The 15,462-nt window shown below is 40.3% G+C and carries 12 protein-coding genes, 1 tRNA gene and 1 CRISPR repeat array; of the genes, 5 read left to right on the top strand and 8 right to left on the bottom strand.

Features of this window, described 5'->3' with window-relative positions:
• Positions 1-137 precede the first annotated feature (137 nt).
• Together cobS and AMDU4_RS09855 are read right to left on the bottom strand one after the other, a co-directional pair.
• A complete protein-coding gene (cobS, locus tag AMDU4_RS09860; RefSeq protein ID WP_021787838.1) occupies positions 138-884 on the bottom strand; it encodes an adenosylcobinamide-GDP ribazoletransferase in 747 nt (248 codons plus the stop codon).
• On the bottom strand, positions 877-1,389 hold the full coding sequence (locus AMDU4_RS09855) for a gamma carbonic anhydrase family protein (RefSeq protein WP_021787837.1): 513 nt from the start codon (positions 1,387-1,389) through the stop codon (positions 877-879). Before AMDU4_RS09855 ends, cobS begins: the two co-directional genes overlap by 8 nt.
• Positions 1,390-1,999: 610 nt before the next feature.
• Between AMDU4_RS09855 and AMDU4_RS09850 the strand changes: the two genes are divergently transcribed.
• Genes AMDU4_RS09850 through fsa form a run of 3 tightly spaced genes read left to right on the top strand, consistent with a single transcriptional unit; the run spans position 2,000 to position 4,448 of the window.
• Complete coding sequence (locus AMDU4_RS09850) at positions 2,000-2,827, top strand: transketolase (protein WP_021787835.1); 828 nt, start codon at positions 2,000-2,002, stop codon at positions 2,825-2,827.
• Positions 2,827-3,780: a transketolase family protein gene (locus AMDU4_RS09845; protein WP_021787834.1), complete on the top strand. Its 954-nt coding sequence runs from the start codon at positions 2,827-2,829 to the stop codon at positions 3,778-3,780. Before AMDU4_RS09850 ends, AMDU4_RS09845 begins: the two co-directional genes overlap by 1 nt.
• The gene (gene fsa / locus AMDU4_RS09840; protein ID WP_021787833.1) at positions 3,777-4,448 is read left to right on the top strand and encodes a fructose-6-phosphate aldolase; all 672 of its coding nucleotides are present in this window, start codon (positions 3,777-3,779) and stop codon (positions 4,446-4,448) included. The genes AMDU4_RS09845 and fsa overlap by 4 nt, the downstream gene beginning before the upstream one ends.
• A gap of 46 nt (positions 4,449-4,494) precedes the next feature.
• On the opposite strand, the gene AMDU4_RS09835 is transcribed toward fsa, so the two are convergent.
• From AMDU4_RS09835 to AMDU4_RS09815, 5 genes are all read right to left on the bottom strand, one after another.
• Complete coding sequence (locus tag AMDU4_RS09835; RefSeq protein WP_021787832.1) at positions 4,495-5,874, bottom strand: APC family permease; 1,380 nt, start codon at positions 5,872-5,874, stop codon at positions 4,495-4,497.
• A 147-nt stretch (positions 5,875-6,021) separates the two neighbouring features.
• A complete protein-coding gene (locus AMDU4_RS09830) occupies positions 6,022-7,935 on the bottom strand; it encodes a beta-CASP ribonuclease aCPSF1 (RefSeq protein WP_021787831.1) in 1,914 nt (637 codons plus the stop codon).
• A 31-nt stretch (positions 7,936-7,966) separates the two neighbouring features.
• A complete protein-coding gene (gene psmB / locus AMDU4_RS09825) occupies positions 7,967-8,599 on the bottom strand; it encodes an archaeal proteasome endopeptidase complex subunit beta (protein ID WP_021787830.1) in 633 nt (210 codons plus the stop codon).
• Between the two features lie 566 nt (positions 8,600-9,165).
• Positions 9,166-10,770, bottom strand: coding sequence for a cation:proton antiporter (locus AMDU4_RS09820; RefSeq protein WP_021787829.1), 1,605 nt, complete (start codon positions 10,768-10,770; stop codon positions 9,166-9,168).
• 115 nt (positions 10,771-10,885) lie between these two features.
• Positions 10,886-10,985: transfer RNA gene (locus AMDU4_RS09815), tRNA-Tyr, on the bottom strand.
• A 93-nt stretch (positions 10,986-11,078) separates the two neighbouring features.
• On the opposite strand from AMDU4_RS09815, the gene AMDU4_RS09810 reads away from it, so the two are divergent.
• Complete coding sequence (locus tag AMDU4_RS09810) at positions 11,079-12,011, top strand: acetamidase/formamidase family protein (RefSeq protein ID WP_290704944.1); 933 nt, start codon at positions 11,079-11,081, stop codon at positions 12,009-12,011.
• Between the two features lie 187 nt (positions 12,012-12,198).
• Positions 12,199-13,947 carry an ATP-dependent DNA ligase gene (locus tag AMDU4_RS09805; RefSeq protein WP_290704941.1) on the top strand — a complete coding sequence of 583 codons (1,749 nt, stop codon included), beginning with the start codon at positions 12,199-12,201 and terminating at the stop codon, positions 13,945-13,947.
• A 15-nt stretch (positions 13,948-13,962) separates the two neighbouring features.
• Here AMDU4_RS09805 and AMDU4_RS09800 read toward each other — a convergent pair whose 3' ends face one another.
• On the bottom strand, positions 13,963-14,436 hold the full coding sequence (locus tag AMDU4_RS09800) for a hypothetical protein (protein ID WP_021787826.1): 474 nt from the start codon (positions 14,434-14,436) through the stop codon (positions 13,963-13,965).
• 459 nt (positions 14,437-14,895) lie between these two features.
• Positions 14,896-15,454: direct repeats of the CRISPR family, unit length 28 nt; unit sequence CTTCCATACTACCTAGTGCTTTTTAAAC.
• Positions 15,455-15,462 lie beyond the last annotated feature (8 nt).

The raw sequence follows: 15,462 nt of genomic DNA, 5'->3' as shown, positions 1-15,462 counted from the left end.
AGGATAAAAAGGAATTGACTATTTACAGGAACATTATCTCGGAAGAAATAGAGGGGCTTACGGAAAAGGTAGCCCATGAGATAAGAAATAAAAAAATTAAGTATAACCTGAAATATGACCAGATGATTTCCATAAAGCTAAAGAAGAAATAGGCTTAACCCTGAGGCTGCAAATATAAATGCCATGGCATAGAAAAGCAGCCGGGATATTTCCCCTATGCTTCCAATCAGGTCGCCGTTTAATCCGCCATAAAACTTTTCCATTGCAGACTTTAGGGCATATGCCAGTATTATTACCATAGCTGTTGCTGCAATATAATATAGATTGAATAGGGCTACAAGAATTACAGGTATTATATTAAAAAATATTGCATTATTGCTTATTTTCCCTATAAACATTTTGCCGAGGCCTTCACCGAATGGCCTGGAATTATACATTGAAATAAGTGTTGCGTATTTTGACACAATTTCTCCCCCTATAATAATAAGGAAACCGGACATTGGCCTGAAATAGGTGAGAAAGGCTATGGAAGGGATGTATATGACAAACAGCATTCCAATGCCGCCAGAACCTGTATACTTATCCTTGATGACACGCTGTTTTGCCTCTATGCCCCTCACCATGGCAGAATCGCCGAAATCCATTATGGAATCCAGATGATTGAAGCCATACAGGAGGATGATGAGCGCTATAGAAACCGCTGATGCAATGAGGGGGCTGTATGGCCTCAGTATCAGGTATGGAATCCCGGCTATTAGACCAATAATAAGTCCGGCAAACGTAAAAAAATACATAGTGTTTCTGCTTATTTCACGATTTCCCCTTACTGGTATTATGGTAAAAAAGGATATTGCAGACAGCAATCCTTCCATGTATTTATTCATGCATCTTTCCTTTCATTATTTCGTATTTTCCTGCCCTGAACTCCCCATTTAACTTTATATATTCCAGAGAGTTGAGGTAGGCCATGGTGTAATACTGATCCCCTGTTCTCTTTACCTTTCCTGGTATTCCTGCTATCATGCAGTTGCCTTCAGATTCAAAATTCTCCGGTATAACTGCCCCGGCAGCGACCACTGTGCCGGATTTCAGGTGGGCATTATTCAGCACTATGGCTCCCATTCCGATGAGCACATTATCATCTACTGTGGCTCCGTGGACAATCGCATTATGCCCTATGGATACATTTTTTCCTATGGACGTTCCGTACTGCAAGTTCACATGTATTGTTGCATTGTCCTGAATGTTGCTGTTGTCCCCTATTTTAATTGCATTTTCATCTCCACGTATTACTGCTGAATCCATTATTGTAACATTGTCACCAATGGTTACATCCCCGATAATTACAGCTGTATCTGCTACATATACATCACTGCCCATTCTGATCATAAAGTGTAATATTTCAGATATAAATAGACTTTATGCCGGGGTATACATTTTACCTGGCATGAGCCAGAAAATTCTAGACTTGCCAAATTTCTCTTCTGCTTTGGGCCTTGCCCGTTCTGCAATTGTCCTCACCAGCCCCCTTTCAATTAATCTCTTAATATATATTTACTCCTGCAGGACAACTTTGTCTCACTATTTAATGGGACAGACCAGACGCAATAGAAATATTTTTAAATAGCTTTATAATAAATATATGAGAGTATGGAATATAAAATAACTAAAAAGGATGTTAAAGAGTATATGGATTTTGTAATGAAAAAAGACTCACTGAGTAAACTAGTTTTTGACAGGCTCTCGAAATTATAATTATTTTAAATGAAATTCACACATAAAAATATTATAGAAATACATAATGAAATCGCTAAAGAATATAAATTCTGTGTATTTTAATATATAATATCTGCATTTTATACAATTTTAATGTATTTATTATGAAATGGATACCGACCGGGCTACATCATGTTCCTTCAGCCAGAGACGAACACTTCGTTGTTGCTTTTGGTATTTAAAAACATTTTTAAGCGTATAGTTAATACAATAGGGATAATTGATGGAAAGCTATACTGTCAATGACCTTGCTACGACTGCAAGGAAAATTAGGAAGGAAATTATAAAAATGGTTTACAGTGCAAACAGTGGCCATCCTGGAGGGTCACTGAGCATTGCAGATGTGATTACAGCCCTTTATTTTAAGGAGATGAATATAAATCCTGAAAAACCGGATGACCCGGACAGGGATATTCTGGTAATGAGCAAGGGGCACGCATCCCCTGCAGTATATGCAGCACTTGCCCTTCGCGGGTATTTTCCGGTAGAACTTCTGGACGGTTTCAGAAAAATAAATTCAAAACTTGAGGGGCATGTGCACAGGGGAATTCCAGGGGTAGAATCCTCTACAGGTTCACTGGGGCAGGGCCTGGGAGTTGCCATTGGATTCGCCCTGGAATCAAAGCTTGATGCAAAAACAAACAGAATTTATGCAATACTTGGAGACGGTGAAATGGAAGAGGGAAATATATGGGAATCCCTGCTTGCTGCCAGCAAGTACCATCTTGGAAATCTTACAGCCATTCTTGACAGAAATGGAATACAGCTTGACGGATTTACAGAGGATATCATGCCCCTGGGAAATGTGGCAGAAAAGGTAGCTCCTTTCGGATGGGAGGTAATGACCATAGACGGGAACAATATGAATGAAGTTGTGGATGCACTTGAATATGCCAGGAAACCCAGGGACAGGCCCCTTTTCATTGTGGCAAAAACAGTAAAGGGAAAGGGTGTCAGTTATATGGAAAACAACCCGAAATACCATGGATCGCCTCCCGCAAGCAGGGAGGAGTATGAACAGGCACTGAGGGAAATTGAGGGAAAACAATGATGCAGAAAATGGATAGGATGGAAAGCCTCAGGGAGGCATATGGAAAGGAACTGGCATCCCTTGGGGAGAAAAATAAGGATATTGTAGTGCTGGATGCGGATCTGTCATCATCCACAAAAACCAGCGTGTTCGGAAAAAAATTCCCTGAAAGATTTTTCAATATGGGCATATCTGAGCAGTCCATGGTAACAGCAGCTGCCGGGCTTTCCCTTGCAGGAAAAACAGTATTTGCCTCAACATTTGCAGTATTCCTCAGCAATACATACAATGTTATCAGGCAGTCTGTGTGCTATAATGAGGCGCCTGTGAATTTTGTGGTTACACATTCTGGCATTTCTCTTGGAGAAGACGGGCCAACGCACCAGATACTGGAGGATGTTGGAATCATGTCCGGACTCCCAAATATGAAGGTTATAGTACCTGTAGATTCCGTTGAAACAGTCAGTGTGGTGGATTACCTGTCAGAAAAGAAAACATCCCCTTACTATGTTAGGCTTACAAGAGAAAAATTTCCCGTGCTGAATGACGCAAACTATGAATTCAGGGAAGGCAAATCTATTACATTCAGGGACGGATCGGATTTGACCATAATGGCATACGGAATAATGGTCTCATTTGCACTAACAGCTGCTGAGCAACTGAAAAGCAGGGGCATAGATGCCAGAGTCGTTAATATGTCATCCATAAAACCCATAGACCGGCCGGCAATAATAAAGGCAGCAAGGGAAACCGGAAGAATAATTACCGCTGAAGAGCACTCCATATACAATGGATTGGGATCCAGGGTTGCAGAGGTCACAGCAGAGGAATACCCTGTGCCTCTTATGAGAATAGGAATGCCGGATATTTTCGGGAAAAGCGGAAAGGGAATGGAACTCTTCGATTATTTTCATATAGGGGTAAATGATATAGTAAAAAAAACAGACGAATTCTTTAGGAGGTGTAGTAAATGAAGATATTTATAGATACAGCAGATATTGATGAAATCAGGGAAGCGAACCAGTTTGGATTGATAGATGGAGTCACAACAAACCCATCCCTGATAATGAAAGCATCTAAGGGTGGCAAAAGCTTTAAGCAAATTGCGGCAGAAATACTCAGGGAGGTTAATGGGCCGGTAAGCCTGGAAGTTGTGGCAGAAAACGCTGAAGAAATGGTAGAGCAGGCAGTAAAGCTTCACGCCCTGGGCAGCAATGCAGTCATAAAAATACCCATAACATTGCAGGGGCTGAAAGCAATGAAGATTCTCAGGGAGAAGGAAATAAAGGTGAATACAACACTTATTTTCAACGCCATACAGGCTTTGCTTGCGGCAAAAAATGGTGCTGCCTTCGTTTCCCCATTTGTTGGCAGGCTTGACGATATTGGAGAGGATGGAATGGCCGTAATAGACCAGATTAAGACAGAGTATACAAATTACGGCTATAAGACCGAAGTGCTGGTTGCATCAATAAGAAACCCGGTGCATGTGCTCAGGGCTGCACTTATGGGTGCAGATGCCGTGACAATCCCCTATGACGTCATAAAGAAACTTGCAATGCATCCAAAAACAGATGAGGGCCTTAACAGATTTATGGAAGACTGGAAAAAGGTTTCGCCTGATGGGTCGTTGCCCCTATAATTTTTTTATTCAAATATTTTAAAAAAATAGATTTCAGGGAATTCCCTCAGTTTTGATTTATTGCCACGTGCTTTAGATATTTTCTGGATATTGCAGAATAGAATAATCCTATAATTACCCAGACTATGAAGGTAACCGATGCTATTATGACAATTCTGTCGATGCTTACGAAACTTCCATAAAAGACAAATGCCAGAATTGCTATGGAAATTATGGGGAGTGCCACATCCATTGCAAGGTTGAGTTTCAGTTTCAGCTTATGTAGTATGCCGGCCAAGGATGCATTTGCAAACATATGCACAAGAAGTGCGCTCAGTGTGGCTGCAATACCGGTGTACAGAAAGGCGTTGAATCCACCCAGTGCAACCACGGAAATTGCGCCTATTGCAAAGGCCAGGATAACCATCATGCCTGCGGCTACGTTTGGAGTCCTCCTTTTAGAGTGGACACTGGACAGTATTCCGGGAAGGATGTTATCCCTGCTCATTGAAAAAACAACTCTTGAAAGGGAGTTTGTGAATACCACGGCATCGGTGAAAAGGCTGTTGACAAACAGTACTGTTATGACTATTGCTCCTGCAATCCCCAGATAACTTTTTGTCAGTATAATTCCAGGAACCAGTTCCTGCGAATAGCTGAGCATTTTTGTGGGCCCCCAGCCCACTGTAAAGGCATATGATGCAAGAACGAAGAATAAACCCAGGATAATTACCGATATGAGTACACCTCTACCTATTGCACTGTTTGCATTCTGGGCCTCTTCGCCAAGAGGGGTTGCCGTCCCGAACCCTGAAAAGGCCGTATACATGAAAAGCACACCCAGCATCACGCCTGTAAATCCGTGTATGGCATAAACCGGAGTGAATACACTGATGGTATTTATGGATGGTTTTGCTGTTATGATTATGATGCTGATGGCGGCAATTATGATAACCTCAATTGTAGCCATAACCATTGCGTATCTCACAGAGTTCCTGACACCGGAAAATGATACAAAATAGCCGAATCCCAGTATCAGGATAAGAAGCAATACCCATGAATAGAACGGTATTACTATCCCAAAAATAGTATCAAGAAGTGCAGGGAGGAATATTGCAACACTCAGGCCAATAAAAGCTAGGGACATTATCTGGTACATTATGTACATCCATCCTGTGAATATGCCGGCAAAATACCCAAGGCCCTCCCTGCTGTAGGCATAATATCCGCCAGCGCCGACAACATGCTTAGAAATTCTGTTGATTATTATAGCGTTTATCAGGACTATGATAAATGCCACAACCGCTGACAGTGGCAGAGACCCCAGGGCGAATGCTGCAGATCCAGTTAATGTTGCAACTGCGGCACCAGCAGGGGCAGACCCTGCAACCCCCTGAAAAACAACATTGTATAATGTGAGAGAATTCTTTTTAAGGCTATTGCTCATGAATATAAATGAAAAACAAATATTTAGCTTTATACATTAAAAAAGAGATATTTAACAGCAAATATAAAAATTATATAAATTAAATACAATTTATATACAAAATTATATAAATTTCTACAGGATAAGTGATAAGAATTTGCATGATAATCAATATAGCCTGGTGGTTTCAAGATTTTTCATGGATATCGCCTCAACCCCGAATTTTGTATGTATCAGCCTTGCAAAATCATAACACTTGTTTCCATCCCCATGATTGATCAGTATTCTCTGGGGTTTGGGCTGCATTCCCCCCACAAAATTCAGGAGTTCCCGTTTAGTGGAATGCCCTGAGAAACCTTCAGCATTTTCAACTGACATTTTGATCTCAAATTTTGTTGACTTTCCTGCATCGGAAAGTGTAATGCTGGATGCGCCGGACTGTATTCTCCTCCCCAGTGTGCCATCTGCCTGGTATCCCACAAATGCAAGTGTATTTTTTGGCTCCGCTGACAGGGTCTTAAAATATTCCAGTACCGGGCCTCCATTCATCATTCCTGCAGTTGCAAGTATTACCTTGCTTTCAGGCGAATCGCAGACATCAACTCTCTGGCTTCTTGTCTCAACGCTGGTGAATATAGGGCTCAGGAATGGATTTGCACGCTTTATCATAATGTCGTCCCTGAGATCCCGGTTCAGGAATTCAGGATATGCTGCATGTATTGCAGTTGCCTCCATGATCATTCCGTCAAGGTATACCTTTGTATTCTCCGGTATCATTTTGTTTCTGTATGCATCCTCAAGAACCAGCATTACTTCCTGGCTCCTTCCCACTGCGAAAACCGGTACAAGAACCGATCCGCCCCTGTCAAAGGTTCTATTTACCACATCTATTAATGTATTTGTTGCTTCATTTCTTGTATATGAATAATCATCCCTTCCGGCATATGTTGATTCCAGCATAAGTGTTTCAACCCTCGGGAAGCGGTTGACGGCAGGATTGAAAAGCCATGTTTTTTCATATTTCTGGTCACCGCTCAGCACAACGTTGTATAAACCTTCCCCGATGTGGAGATGCACTGCGGCCGACCCCAGTATATGGCCTGCATTATAAAATGTGAGCCGGATGTCTGGAGTTATATCTGCTGTTTCATTGTATTTCAACGAAATTGTGTGCTTCAGTTCTTCCCTCACATGCTTGGATTCGTAGGATAGTTTATGATTTTCACTGTGCGATACCTTGAGATAATCATTCTGAAGAAGAGCAGCCAGATCCCTTGTTGGGGAAGTTGTGTAAACGGGGCCGGTATATCCGTATTTGAAGAGCAGTGGCAATAGACCGGAATGATCCAGATGTGCATGTGTCAGCACAACAGCGTCCAGTGAGCTGAATGGCTGTATTTCAGGAGCATAAAGATATGGCGCTTCTTCCCATGGATGTTCCGGGTCATTTATATTTATCATTCCACAGTCCACAAGGACCTTTGAATTGTTGGTTGATATGAGCGTGGCGCTTCTTCCTACTTCTCTATGCCCTCCCAGTGCGGTTATTCTGATCCATGTCTCTCCGGGCATTAAGGGGGTTGTAAGCTTTATTCCAAGGTTATGGAGGAATTCTTTTCTCTCCTTCTTTACATCCCTCAGGTATTCCCTTACTTCCTTTACAGTTCTTGAATACATAGGTGGAGCCCTTACTATTCTTGGAGACCAGTTGGTTTCCGATTTGATAGCTTTTATTATGTCCGGATTTGCTATGGTGGGCTCATCTACTTCTATTACTGCTTCCCCTGTATCGGGTTCAAAATATATATCCTGTAAACCCGCATTCTCTGGTATGATGCTGCGTATCTTTGCATCGGCATCCTCTTCACCGGACATAATGCTGGGGTCCGGCCTGATAGCTATCCTTCTCCTTAATTCCTGGGCTATCTGCCTTGCAAGGTCATCACGCTGTGAAAATAAATTCTGGTCCTTGGTATACACAACTATGGTCGAACCTTCGTAGTCAATCTCCGTAATCTTGTTGTCTGGATAAAGCCGGTCAAAAATAGACCTGGCCTCGCTTAGATAATCTCGAAAAGACATGTTTTAACACCTTGAGTTTAAAAAAAATAATTTATAAAGTTAGTTTTAATTTCTTCATCCTGGACAGTATATCGTCCTCAGAAAGATAATTGAATCCCTTGACAGGATCTATGACACCTATTTGCAGCATGTTGCCTGATGCTGAATCTCTTTGCTTCGCCACACTTATAGCCTTTACTGCAAGGTTTATGGCATCATCCAGCTTCATATCACGCTGGTACTCTGCCTCAAGAACTCCATAAACAAAGGGAGATCCTGATCCAGTGCTTGCATATTCATCCTCTACAGACCCGCCAGCGGCATCTATTGAGAAGATGTGTGTCTTCTTGTCATAACCCCCAACTAGCAGTTGAACCATGTAAGGGTAATATTTAGACTGGTTAAGCATGTTGGAAAGCAGTGTTGCTGCAGCCTCTATTGGCATGTTGATCTTTCTCTGTATCCTGTAAAGCTCCATTTCGGCCCTCATAAATCTTACAAGGGTCTGGGCATCTCCTACTAAACCGGCAATTGTCATACCGGCATATGTATCTATTTTGTACAATTTCTGTGCATCCTTGTTTGAAATGAAATTGCCCATGGTAGCCCTGCTATCTGTTCCCATGATAACGTAATTGCCTGCCGTGATACCAAGTGTTGTTGTTCCAGTTTTTAATACTTCCATATAATCCCTCTAAACAGTTATTATTTCTTAATAACAAATAATATATTTAAATTTTCTACAGAACGTAATTAACCTTACGTTTATATATTTTATGATTTTGAACTTTCTGTCAATGTAGAAGTAAGAATTGGCATATACCATGGAAAATTTATCCTTTGAACCGATTTTCACCAATCTTTGGATAAAAGTTGAGGGAAGAATGTAAAAGAGTGGACATAAGGATATTCTGTATCTATCCGGAAAATTTTAGTGGTAGCCTTAAAGGTTCCCTCAGACTATTATAGAATTATGGAAATAAGCCGGAGCCGGTTGGTACTGTTTTACATGCACCTCAAGGTACACTTGACCAACTGGTCTTACCCGCAAACAATTTATTAAAAGAATGGATATAAACTTTGCTCCCGTAGCTATGGAGGAAATTGCCATTATATTGAACGTAAATTTCGTATTGCATTAGCCTTTTCCATAAGATCATCATTGTATGGGGTATCATCTCTAAAGAATCTAAAAGGATTATTCCTATTTCCACATCTAAAATAAAAGGAAACAATGTTGTTAATATTCCTCTATTGTTTATCTGAGTCAAGTATATTCGATATATGCTTTAATATCTCCCTTTCCAGTATGGTTCCGATAAATTTGCCTGATTTATCAATCACTGCTACTATTGGTGGATCAGATTCCCGGAATATTTTGATCAGGTCAGTGGCAGGGGAGTCACACATAACCTTTATTGCAGGCACTATTTTCCCCTGATATACGGAAAGTGTCCTGAGCTGGTTATGCCCCATTGTAACCATATCACTTAGCATCAGCTGGCCAAGAACCCTTGAATTTGAATTTATAACTATTACTGCACGTGCATTTAAATCTGTACACATCTTAAAGGCCAAACTTATGGGATTTTTGCTGTTGACTGAAACCGATTGGAAGGAGCTGGCAATATCACATGCCTTCAAATTTTTAAATTCGGCATTGACCATTTCCCAGACATATTTAGATTTCTTTGTCTGTACAACGGGAGCCTTGATATTGAACAACAATGGCATTACAAGTGTCAGTAGTGTTATAGCTATCATAATGACAGAATAGTCATACCGGCCAACCAGGGTTAGGCCTAAGGCAACCACCAGTAAAGCTGCATCGACGCCACCGTGTACCGATGTGCCAAAAGCATTTTTCCAGGTATCAATATGCATGAATTTAGAACTTACTATGCCGGCAATAGGCTTGAATGCAAGGGCTATAGCAAAAACGGCAAGTCCAACTATCATAAGTGAAAAAGTTATCCTGACAAAATAAAGTCCTAGCCCGATAAAAAATAAAGGTTCAAAAAATCCGTATGTTATCGTGGACACTTTCTCAGCCACCAGTGGACGATCATTGATAAAATCCCTTAACATTATACCTATGAAAAGTGCCACTATGGCAGAATTAAAACCATATAGCTGTCCCACAAAGCCCAGAATAAGAACAAAGCCCACTATCACGGCTATGACTGTTTCGTGGGCTCTTGAGTTAAAATCTACCTTTACAAGCAGTTTTGTCAGGACATACTTTGAAAATAATATTATGAAGAGAAGGGCAATAAAGAGTTCGATGGCTATTTTGAAAATCAGGAAAAATGTCACTGCCCTGCCATGCAAATCGGAAAGGAATGAAAAGAGTATAACAGCCGAAATCTCAATGGTTACAACCTGCTGAAAAATTTTATTCCCTTCCTCGGTATTGTTTAGCCCGGTGTCCCTGAGAAGCCTTGTTACAGGGCCTGCACTGCTCATGCCTGTAACGATCCCTACAATCAGGGCTATGGTGATGCTATGAAATATGTAATAAACTATAAATGATATGAGGCTGAACGGCAGTATAAATTCCAGTATGCCCGTTATTATATTTAATGGATTCAGAAACTTTCTGGTTTCCATATCCTTGAATTCCAGGGCTCCTCCGGTAAATAGAAGGAAATTTATCCCCAGTGCTATGAAGAGTGATATATTTGGGAGAATGTTTATAAGCCCAAGAACCCCGGGGCCAATAATTATACCTATTACAATTGCAGCCACATATGAAACTAGCCTTAATTTCTCGAATATCTCCTCTCCAAGTTTAGCGAGAAGCAGAAGTACTCCAATAAATACTAATGCCAGAAGAGAGTCAGGTATTCCATACATTATTTTCTAATACACGCTAAATATATAATATTTTTGTTAAAATATGGTTATTTTTTGCTGTTTGTTTAATATAATAAAGAATTTTGCAAATATTATCCAAAATTAAGAAAATAAATCCCGGCTTCCGGATTCGAACCAGAGACCTATGGATGACTGCGTTTTCTGGCAGTATGTCACTCTACAGTCCATCGCTCTACCAACTGAGCTAAGCCGGGTAACGGATGATTCTAACAACGAATATAAATTTTAACATTTATGAGTTCTGGGAATTCAGGAATATTAATATGTATTCTGCATTTATGTGGTGCATGAAAGTAATAGATGGTTATAAGGAAGAAAATTTACATTTTAAATGGTCACCACATAATAGCCCAGTTGCACATATTAACCCAGGTGAAAAAATAAGCATTAAAATTCCTGATTCCTCAACCATGCAGATGAAGAAAGATTATAGCACTGCAGATTTGGCAAGAATTGACCATTCTAGAGTGGACGCAGCTGTTGGGCCGGTATATGTGGATGGTGCAGAAAAGGGTGATGCATTAAAAATCAAAATAGAGAGCATCGAAACTGGAACGTGGGGGTGGAGCGCCATGATGAAGGATTTTGGATCCCTGAGCAATATGTTTGGGGAGAAACTCATAATATGGGAACTCCGCGATAATAAGGCAAAAAGCATCACAGAGGATTTCCTGAATGATGTGGCTGTCCCACTAAATCCATTTCTAGGAATCATAGGAACAGCACCGGAAGATGGAGAATACGGCATGATACCACCGCAGACCTTCGGAGGGAATATGGACAATAGATTCCTCAGGGCGGGTTCGACACTCTATCTTCCCGTAAATGTTCCCGGCGCCCTGATATCATTTTCGGATCCACATGCGACCCAGGGTGATGGAGAGGTTTGCGGAACTGCAATAGAGACTTCCTGCACAGCCGTTGTTACAATAGAGCTTATAAAAAATAAAAGGGTAAAATACCCCAGAATTGAATCCATGGAGTCCATGAAATCAGATTGTATAGTTTCCATGGGAATAGGAGACAGTATGGAAGAATCTGCAAGGACGGCAATAATGGAGATGATTGATATCCTGTCAGAGTATGGATTTTCCGGGGAAGAGTCCTATATACTGTGCAGTGTAGCCGGAAACCTGAGAATTTCTGAGATGGTTGACATGCCAAATTTTGTTGTTTCCCTGGCAATGGATAAAAGTATAATTGAGAACAAAAAAATATAAATTTATTCATCAAGGAATGCCTTTAGAATTTTTGATGTGAATATTCTCAAATTTAACAATGTTCGGCCAAAAAGGAAACTTGGGTATACAGTATATCTATAGTTCGGAATGGATTGTATGTGTTAATCAAGTACGTAGAACTAGGGACAGCCACAAAACATTATAACTGATTACATTATCATTATTTATGTTATTTTCAGAAGTCAGCAGCAAATTTATGAAAATGGAAGCTACAACTAAAAGGCTGGAGCTCACATCCATACTTGGTTCATTGCTGGAGGATGCAGGAGATGACCTCAAGGAATTAGTGTATCTCATTCAGGGAAAACTTGCTCCAGACTATGAGGGGGTGCAATTTGGGGTTTCCGTTAAACTTATTGTCAAGTCCCTTGCCAGTGTGTCAGGGCTCAGCGAGGAGGATGTGAACAGGCTATTCTATAAAAATGGTGACCTTGGCACAACTGCTTCGGAAATAAGGGAAAAGATGAGCCAGAAGGCACTTTTTAATGAAGAACTTACAGTGCATTATGTCTACACTAAACTTCTTGAACTTGCAAAATCTTCAGGATCTGGAAGTGTGAAGGGAAAAACCGGCATATATGCCGATCTCATGGTAAACTCACATCCTGATGATATCCGGTATATTACCAGAATAATAATGGGAAAATTAAGGCTTGGAGTTGCCGATTCTACCATTCTTGACTCACTGGTGCATGCCTTCTCCAGCAAGGAATACGCAGATGTCATAGACACTGCCTACAACTTTCATCCCGATATTGGCTTCATAGCTACACTGCTTCAAAAAGGCGATATAGAAAACATAAAGAGAATAGGGCCTGAGCCACTGATACCATTCAAGGTGATGCTTGCTGAGCGGTTAAGGTCGATAAATGATATTAGGGAAAAGATGGGGCATCAGGCATCCTATGAATACAAATATGACGGGTTAAGAACGGAACTGCACAAGAAGGGAAAAACAATAAAAATTTTTTCGAGGGGGCTAGAGGAAACTACAGAAAATTTTCCCGATATAGTAAATAATTTCAGAAAAACCTATTCATTTGATTCTATAATAATTGATGGCGAATCTGTTCCTTATAACCCTGACACTGGCGAATTATTTCCATTTCAGATGGTTTCCAAAAGAAGGGGCAGGAAATATCAGCTTGTGGAGAAATCCACAGAAATACCGCTGGTAATGTTTATTTTTGACATACTTGAACTTAATGGGAAATCCCTTGTGAATATGCCATACCAGGAAAGAAGAAAGATTCTTGAAGACAATTTTAAGGATAATGAATATTTCAGGATTGCCACAAGGCTTGTTTCTGATGACCCTAAAGATATCAATAAATTCTTTGAAAAAAGCATAGAGGATGGATGTGAGGGGGTAGTGGCCAAGAACATCTCTCCGGAATCTGTTTACCGTGCCGGTGCCAGGGGCTGGCTATGGATAAAATTCAAGAGGGATTATCAGAAGGAACTTGCGGATTCAATGGATCTGGTAGTAATAGGTGCATTCAACGGCCATGGGCGGAGAGCGGGAACCTATGGCGCACTTCTCATGGCATCCTATAATGATGAAACTCATGCCTATGAGTCTTTCACTAAACTGGGAACTGGATTTAGCGATGAGGTCTTATTCTCATTTCCCAAAATGTTCTCCGATCTTATTATGGGCCACAAGCCTGCTATGGTTGAAACAAAAATGGAGCCGGATATCTGGATATATCCCCAGATAGTCATGGAAATCCAAGGAGCTGAAATTACTGTCAGCCCTGTGCATACATGTGCACTTGGAGTTATAGAAAAAGATTCAGGCCTTGCGTTGAGGTTCCCCCGCCTTGTAAAAATACGTGATGATAAAACTGCGGAAGAGTCCACGACCACAAATGAAATTATAGAATTATATAAAATGCAGAAAAAAACAAAATAGATTTATGAAGAACGTTTATTCTTCGTTGTCTTCATTTCTTTTATAATTGCTTCTTCTGTTGTTATTTCCGTATCCACGGTTGCTCTCTCCACGGTTTCCCTGATTTCCGTATCTGTTATTGTAATTATTGTACTGGTATTCGTATTCCTTCTCACTCATGTCCAGTTCTTCATTTGGTTCAATTCCCTCTTCAGCCTCAGCCATGGATCCGTATTTGCCAACATTCAATCTCATGTGGCCTCTCAGCAATGAAATATAACCGTTATCGATTTTAAGAGTTTCTCCATCCCTTATATCTTTAACCTGATCATCCCACAGCGTCAGGGTTATTTTACCTGTATCATCAGCTACAACAACCTCACTGACTGATTTGTCTTCTCCGAATCTGGTTTTTATCTCTTTTGGCTCTCCTAGTACTACTACCTTTCCTATAACGTTAACACGTCTTGAGGAAGGGGTTAAATCCTTAATTTTGGTTATTTCGTCCATATTATTACTTCCTTTAATCCTTTCGGACTCATAATAATATTTAACGCGTATTTAAACATGCGTATTTTAAAAATATTGGTGTTATATTCTGCAGTATCTCAGAACTGATTTTTTTATACAGCGTTGGCTATCTATCCCTGGGAGAAGGGGAAAGAGTGGCTGTCCGTCCGCAGCCACAATTCATGATTATTTGCCGATTCGGTCCTTTCTCTTCTCGTTGTTCAACATTGCGGTGCATGTTTCATTCAGTTCCATTTGATACCTTTTAAAACTTCCCTTTCTAGGTATAAACTTGTGAAAACAGTTATTATCAAGTATAAATTCCATATTGTGTTGGTAGTGTTATCTCCCTTGACCTTAATATAAAAGCTACTGCATTCAGATTCATGATAGTCACTTATGCCAATCTTCCAGTTGCTAATATTGTTAAAGGATACAATGACCTATGGAATATGACGGCTTCCATACTACCTAGTGCTTTTTAAACGAGATTTAACCCTCACAATGACAGGGTGAGTAATATTCCTTCCATACTACCTAGTGCTTTTTAAACTAGAGACAGAAAAAAGAAATGCGTGATAGGTATTTTTGATACTTCCATACTACCTAGTGCTTTTTAAACTCTAAATATTGGTACGTTATTGCAATCGTGGTTGTGGCACTTCCATACTACCTAGTGCTTTTTAAACGTTATTATTATAAGAAGTGATGAAAATGAGTGAAAGTAAGCTTCCATACTACCTAGTGCTTTTTAAACTAAGGATATTATAAACAAACACCCTTATAATAATACTTCCATACTACCTAGTGCTTTTTAAACCCGCCAACAAAGATGCATTTATATACCTTCTCACGAACCTTCCATACTACCTAGTGCTTTTTAAACACGACAAACACCTGATGATTTCAATGTAGAGGAGGATTACTTCCATACTACCTAGTGCTTTTTAAACTTTTCAGCTTACACAAAGCAAATTTCAGTACAATTAACTTCCATACTACCTAGTGCTTTTAAACAAAAGGGAG

Source organism: Ferroplasma sp. Type II (assembly GCF_000496155.1).
This window is presented reverse-complemented; position numbering and strand designations above follow the sequence as displayed.

Coding starts and splice junctions, on each gene's coding strand:
- fsa (WP_021787833.1), top strand. CDS start 3,777: ATGAAGATATTTATAGATACAGCAGATATTGATGAAATCAGGGAAGCG.
- AMDU4_RS09835 (WP_021787832.1), bottom strand. CDS start 5,874: ATGAGCAATAGCCTTAAAAAGAATTCTCTCACATTATACAATGTTGTT.
- AMDU4_RS09845 (WP_021787834.1), top strand. CDS start 2,827: ATGCAGAAAATGGATAGGATGGAAAGCCTCAGGGAGGCATATGGAAAG.
- AMDU4_RS09820 (WP_021787829.1), bottom strand. CDS start 10,770: ATGTATGGAATACCTGACTCTCTTCTGGCATTAGTATTTATTGGAGTA.
- psmB (WP_021787830.1), bottom strand. CDS start 8,599: ATGGAAGTATTAAAAACTGGAACAACAACACTTGGTATCACGGCAGGC.
- AMDU4_RS09850 (WP_021787835.1), top strand. CDS start 2,000: ATGGAAAGCTATACTGTCAATGACCTTGCTACGACTGCAAGGAAAATT.
- cobS (WP_021787838.1), bottom strand. CDS start 884: ATGAATAAATACATGGAAGGATTGCTGTCTGCAATATCCTTTTTTACC.
- AMDU4_RS09800 (WP_021787826.1), bottom strand. CDS start 14,436: ATGGACGAAATAACCAAAATTAAGGATTTAACCCCTTCCTCAAGACGT.
- AMDU4_RS09810 (WP_290704944.1), top strand. CDS start 11,079: ATGAAAGTAATAGATGGTTATAAGGAAGAAAATTTACATTTTAAATGG.
- AMDU4_RS09855 (WP_021787837.1), bottom strand. CDS start 1,389: ATGATCAGAATGGGCAGTGATGTATATGTAGCAGATACAGCTGTAATT.
- AMDU4_RS09805 (WP_290704941.1), top strand. CDS start 12,199: ATGTTATTTTCAGAAGTCAGCAGCAAATTTATGAAAATGGAAGCTACA.
- AMDU4_RS09830 (WP_021787831.1), bottom strand. CDS start 7,935: ATGTCTTTTCGAGATTATCTAAGCGAGGCCAGGTCTATTTTTGACCGG.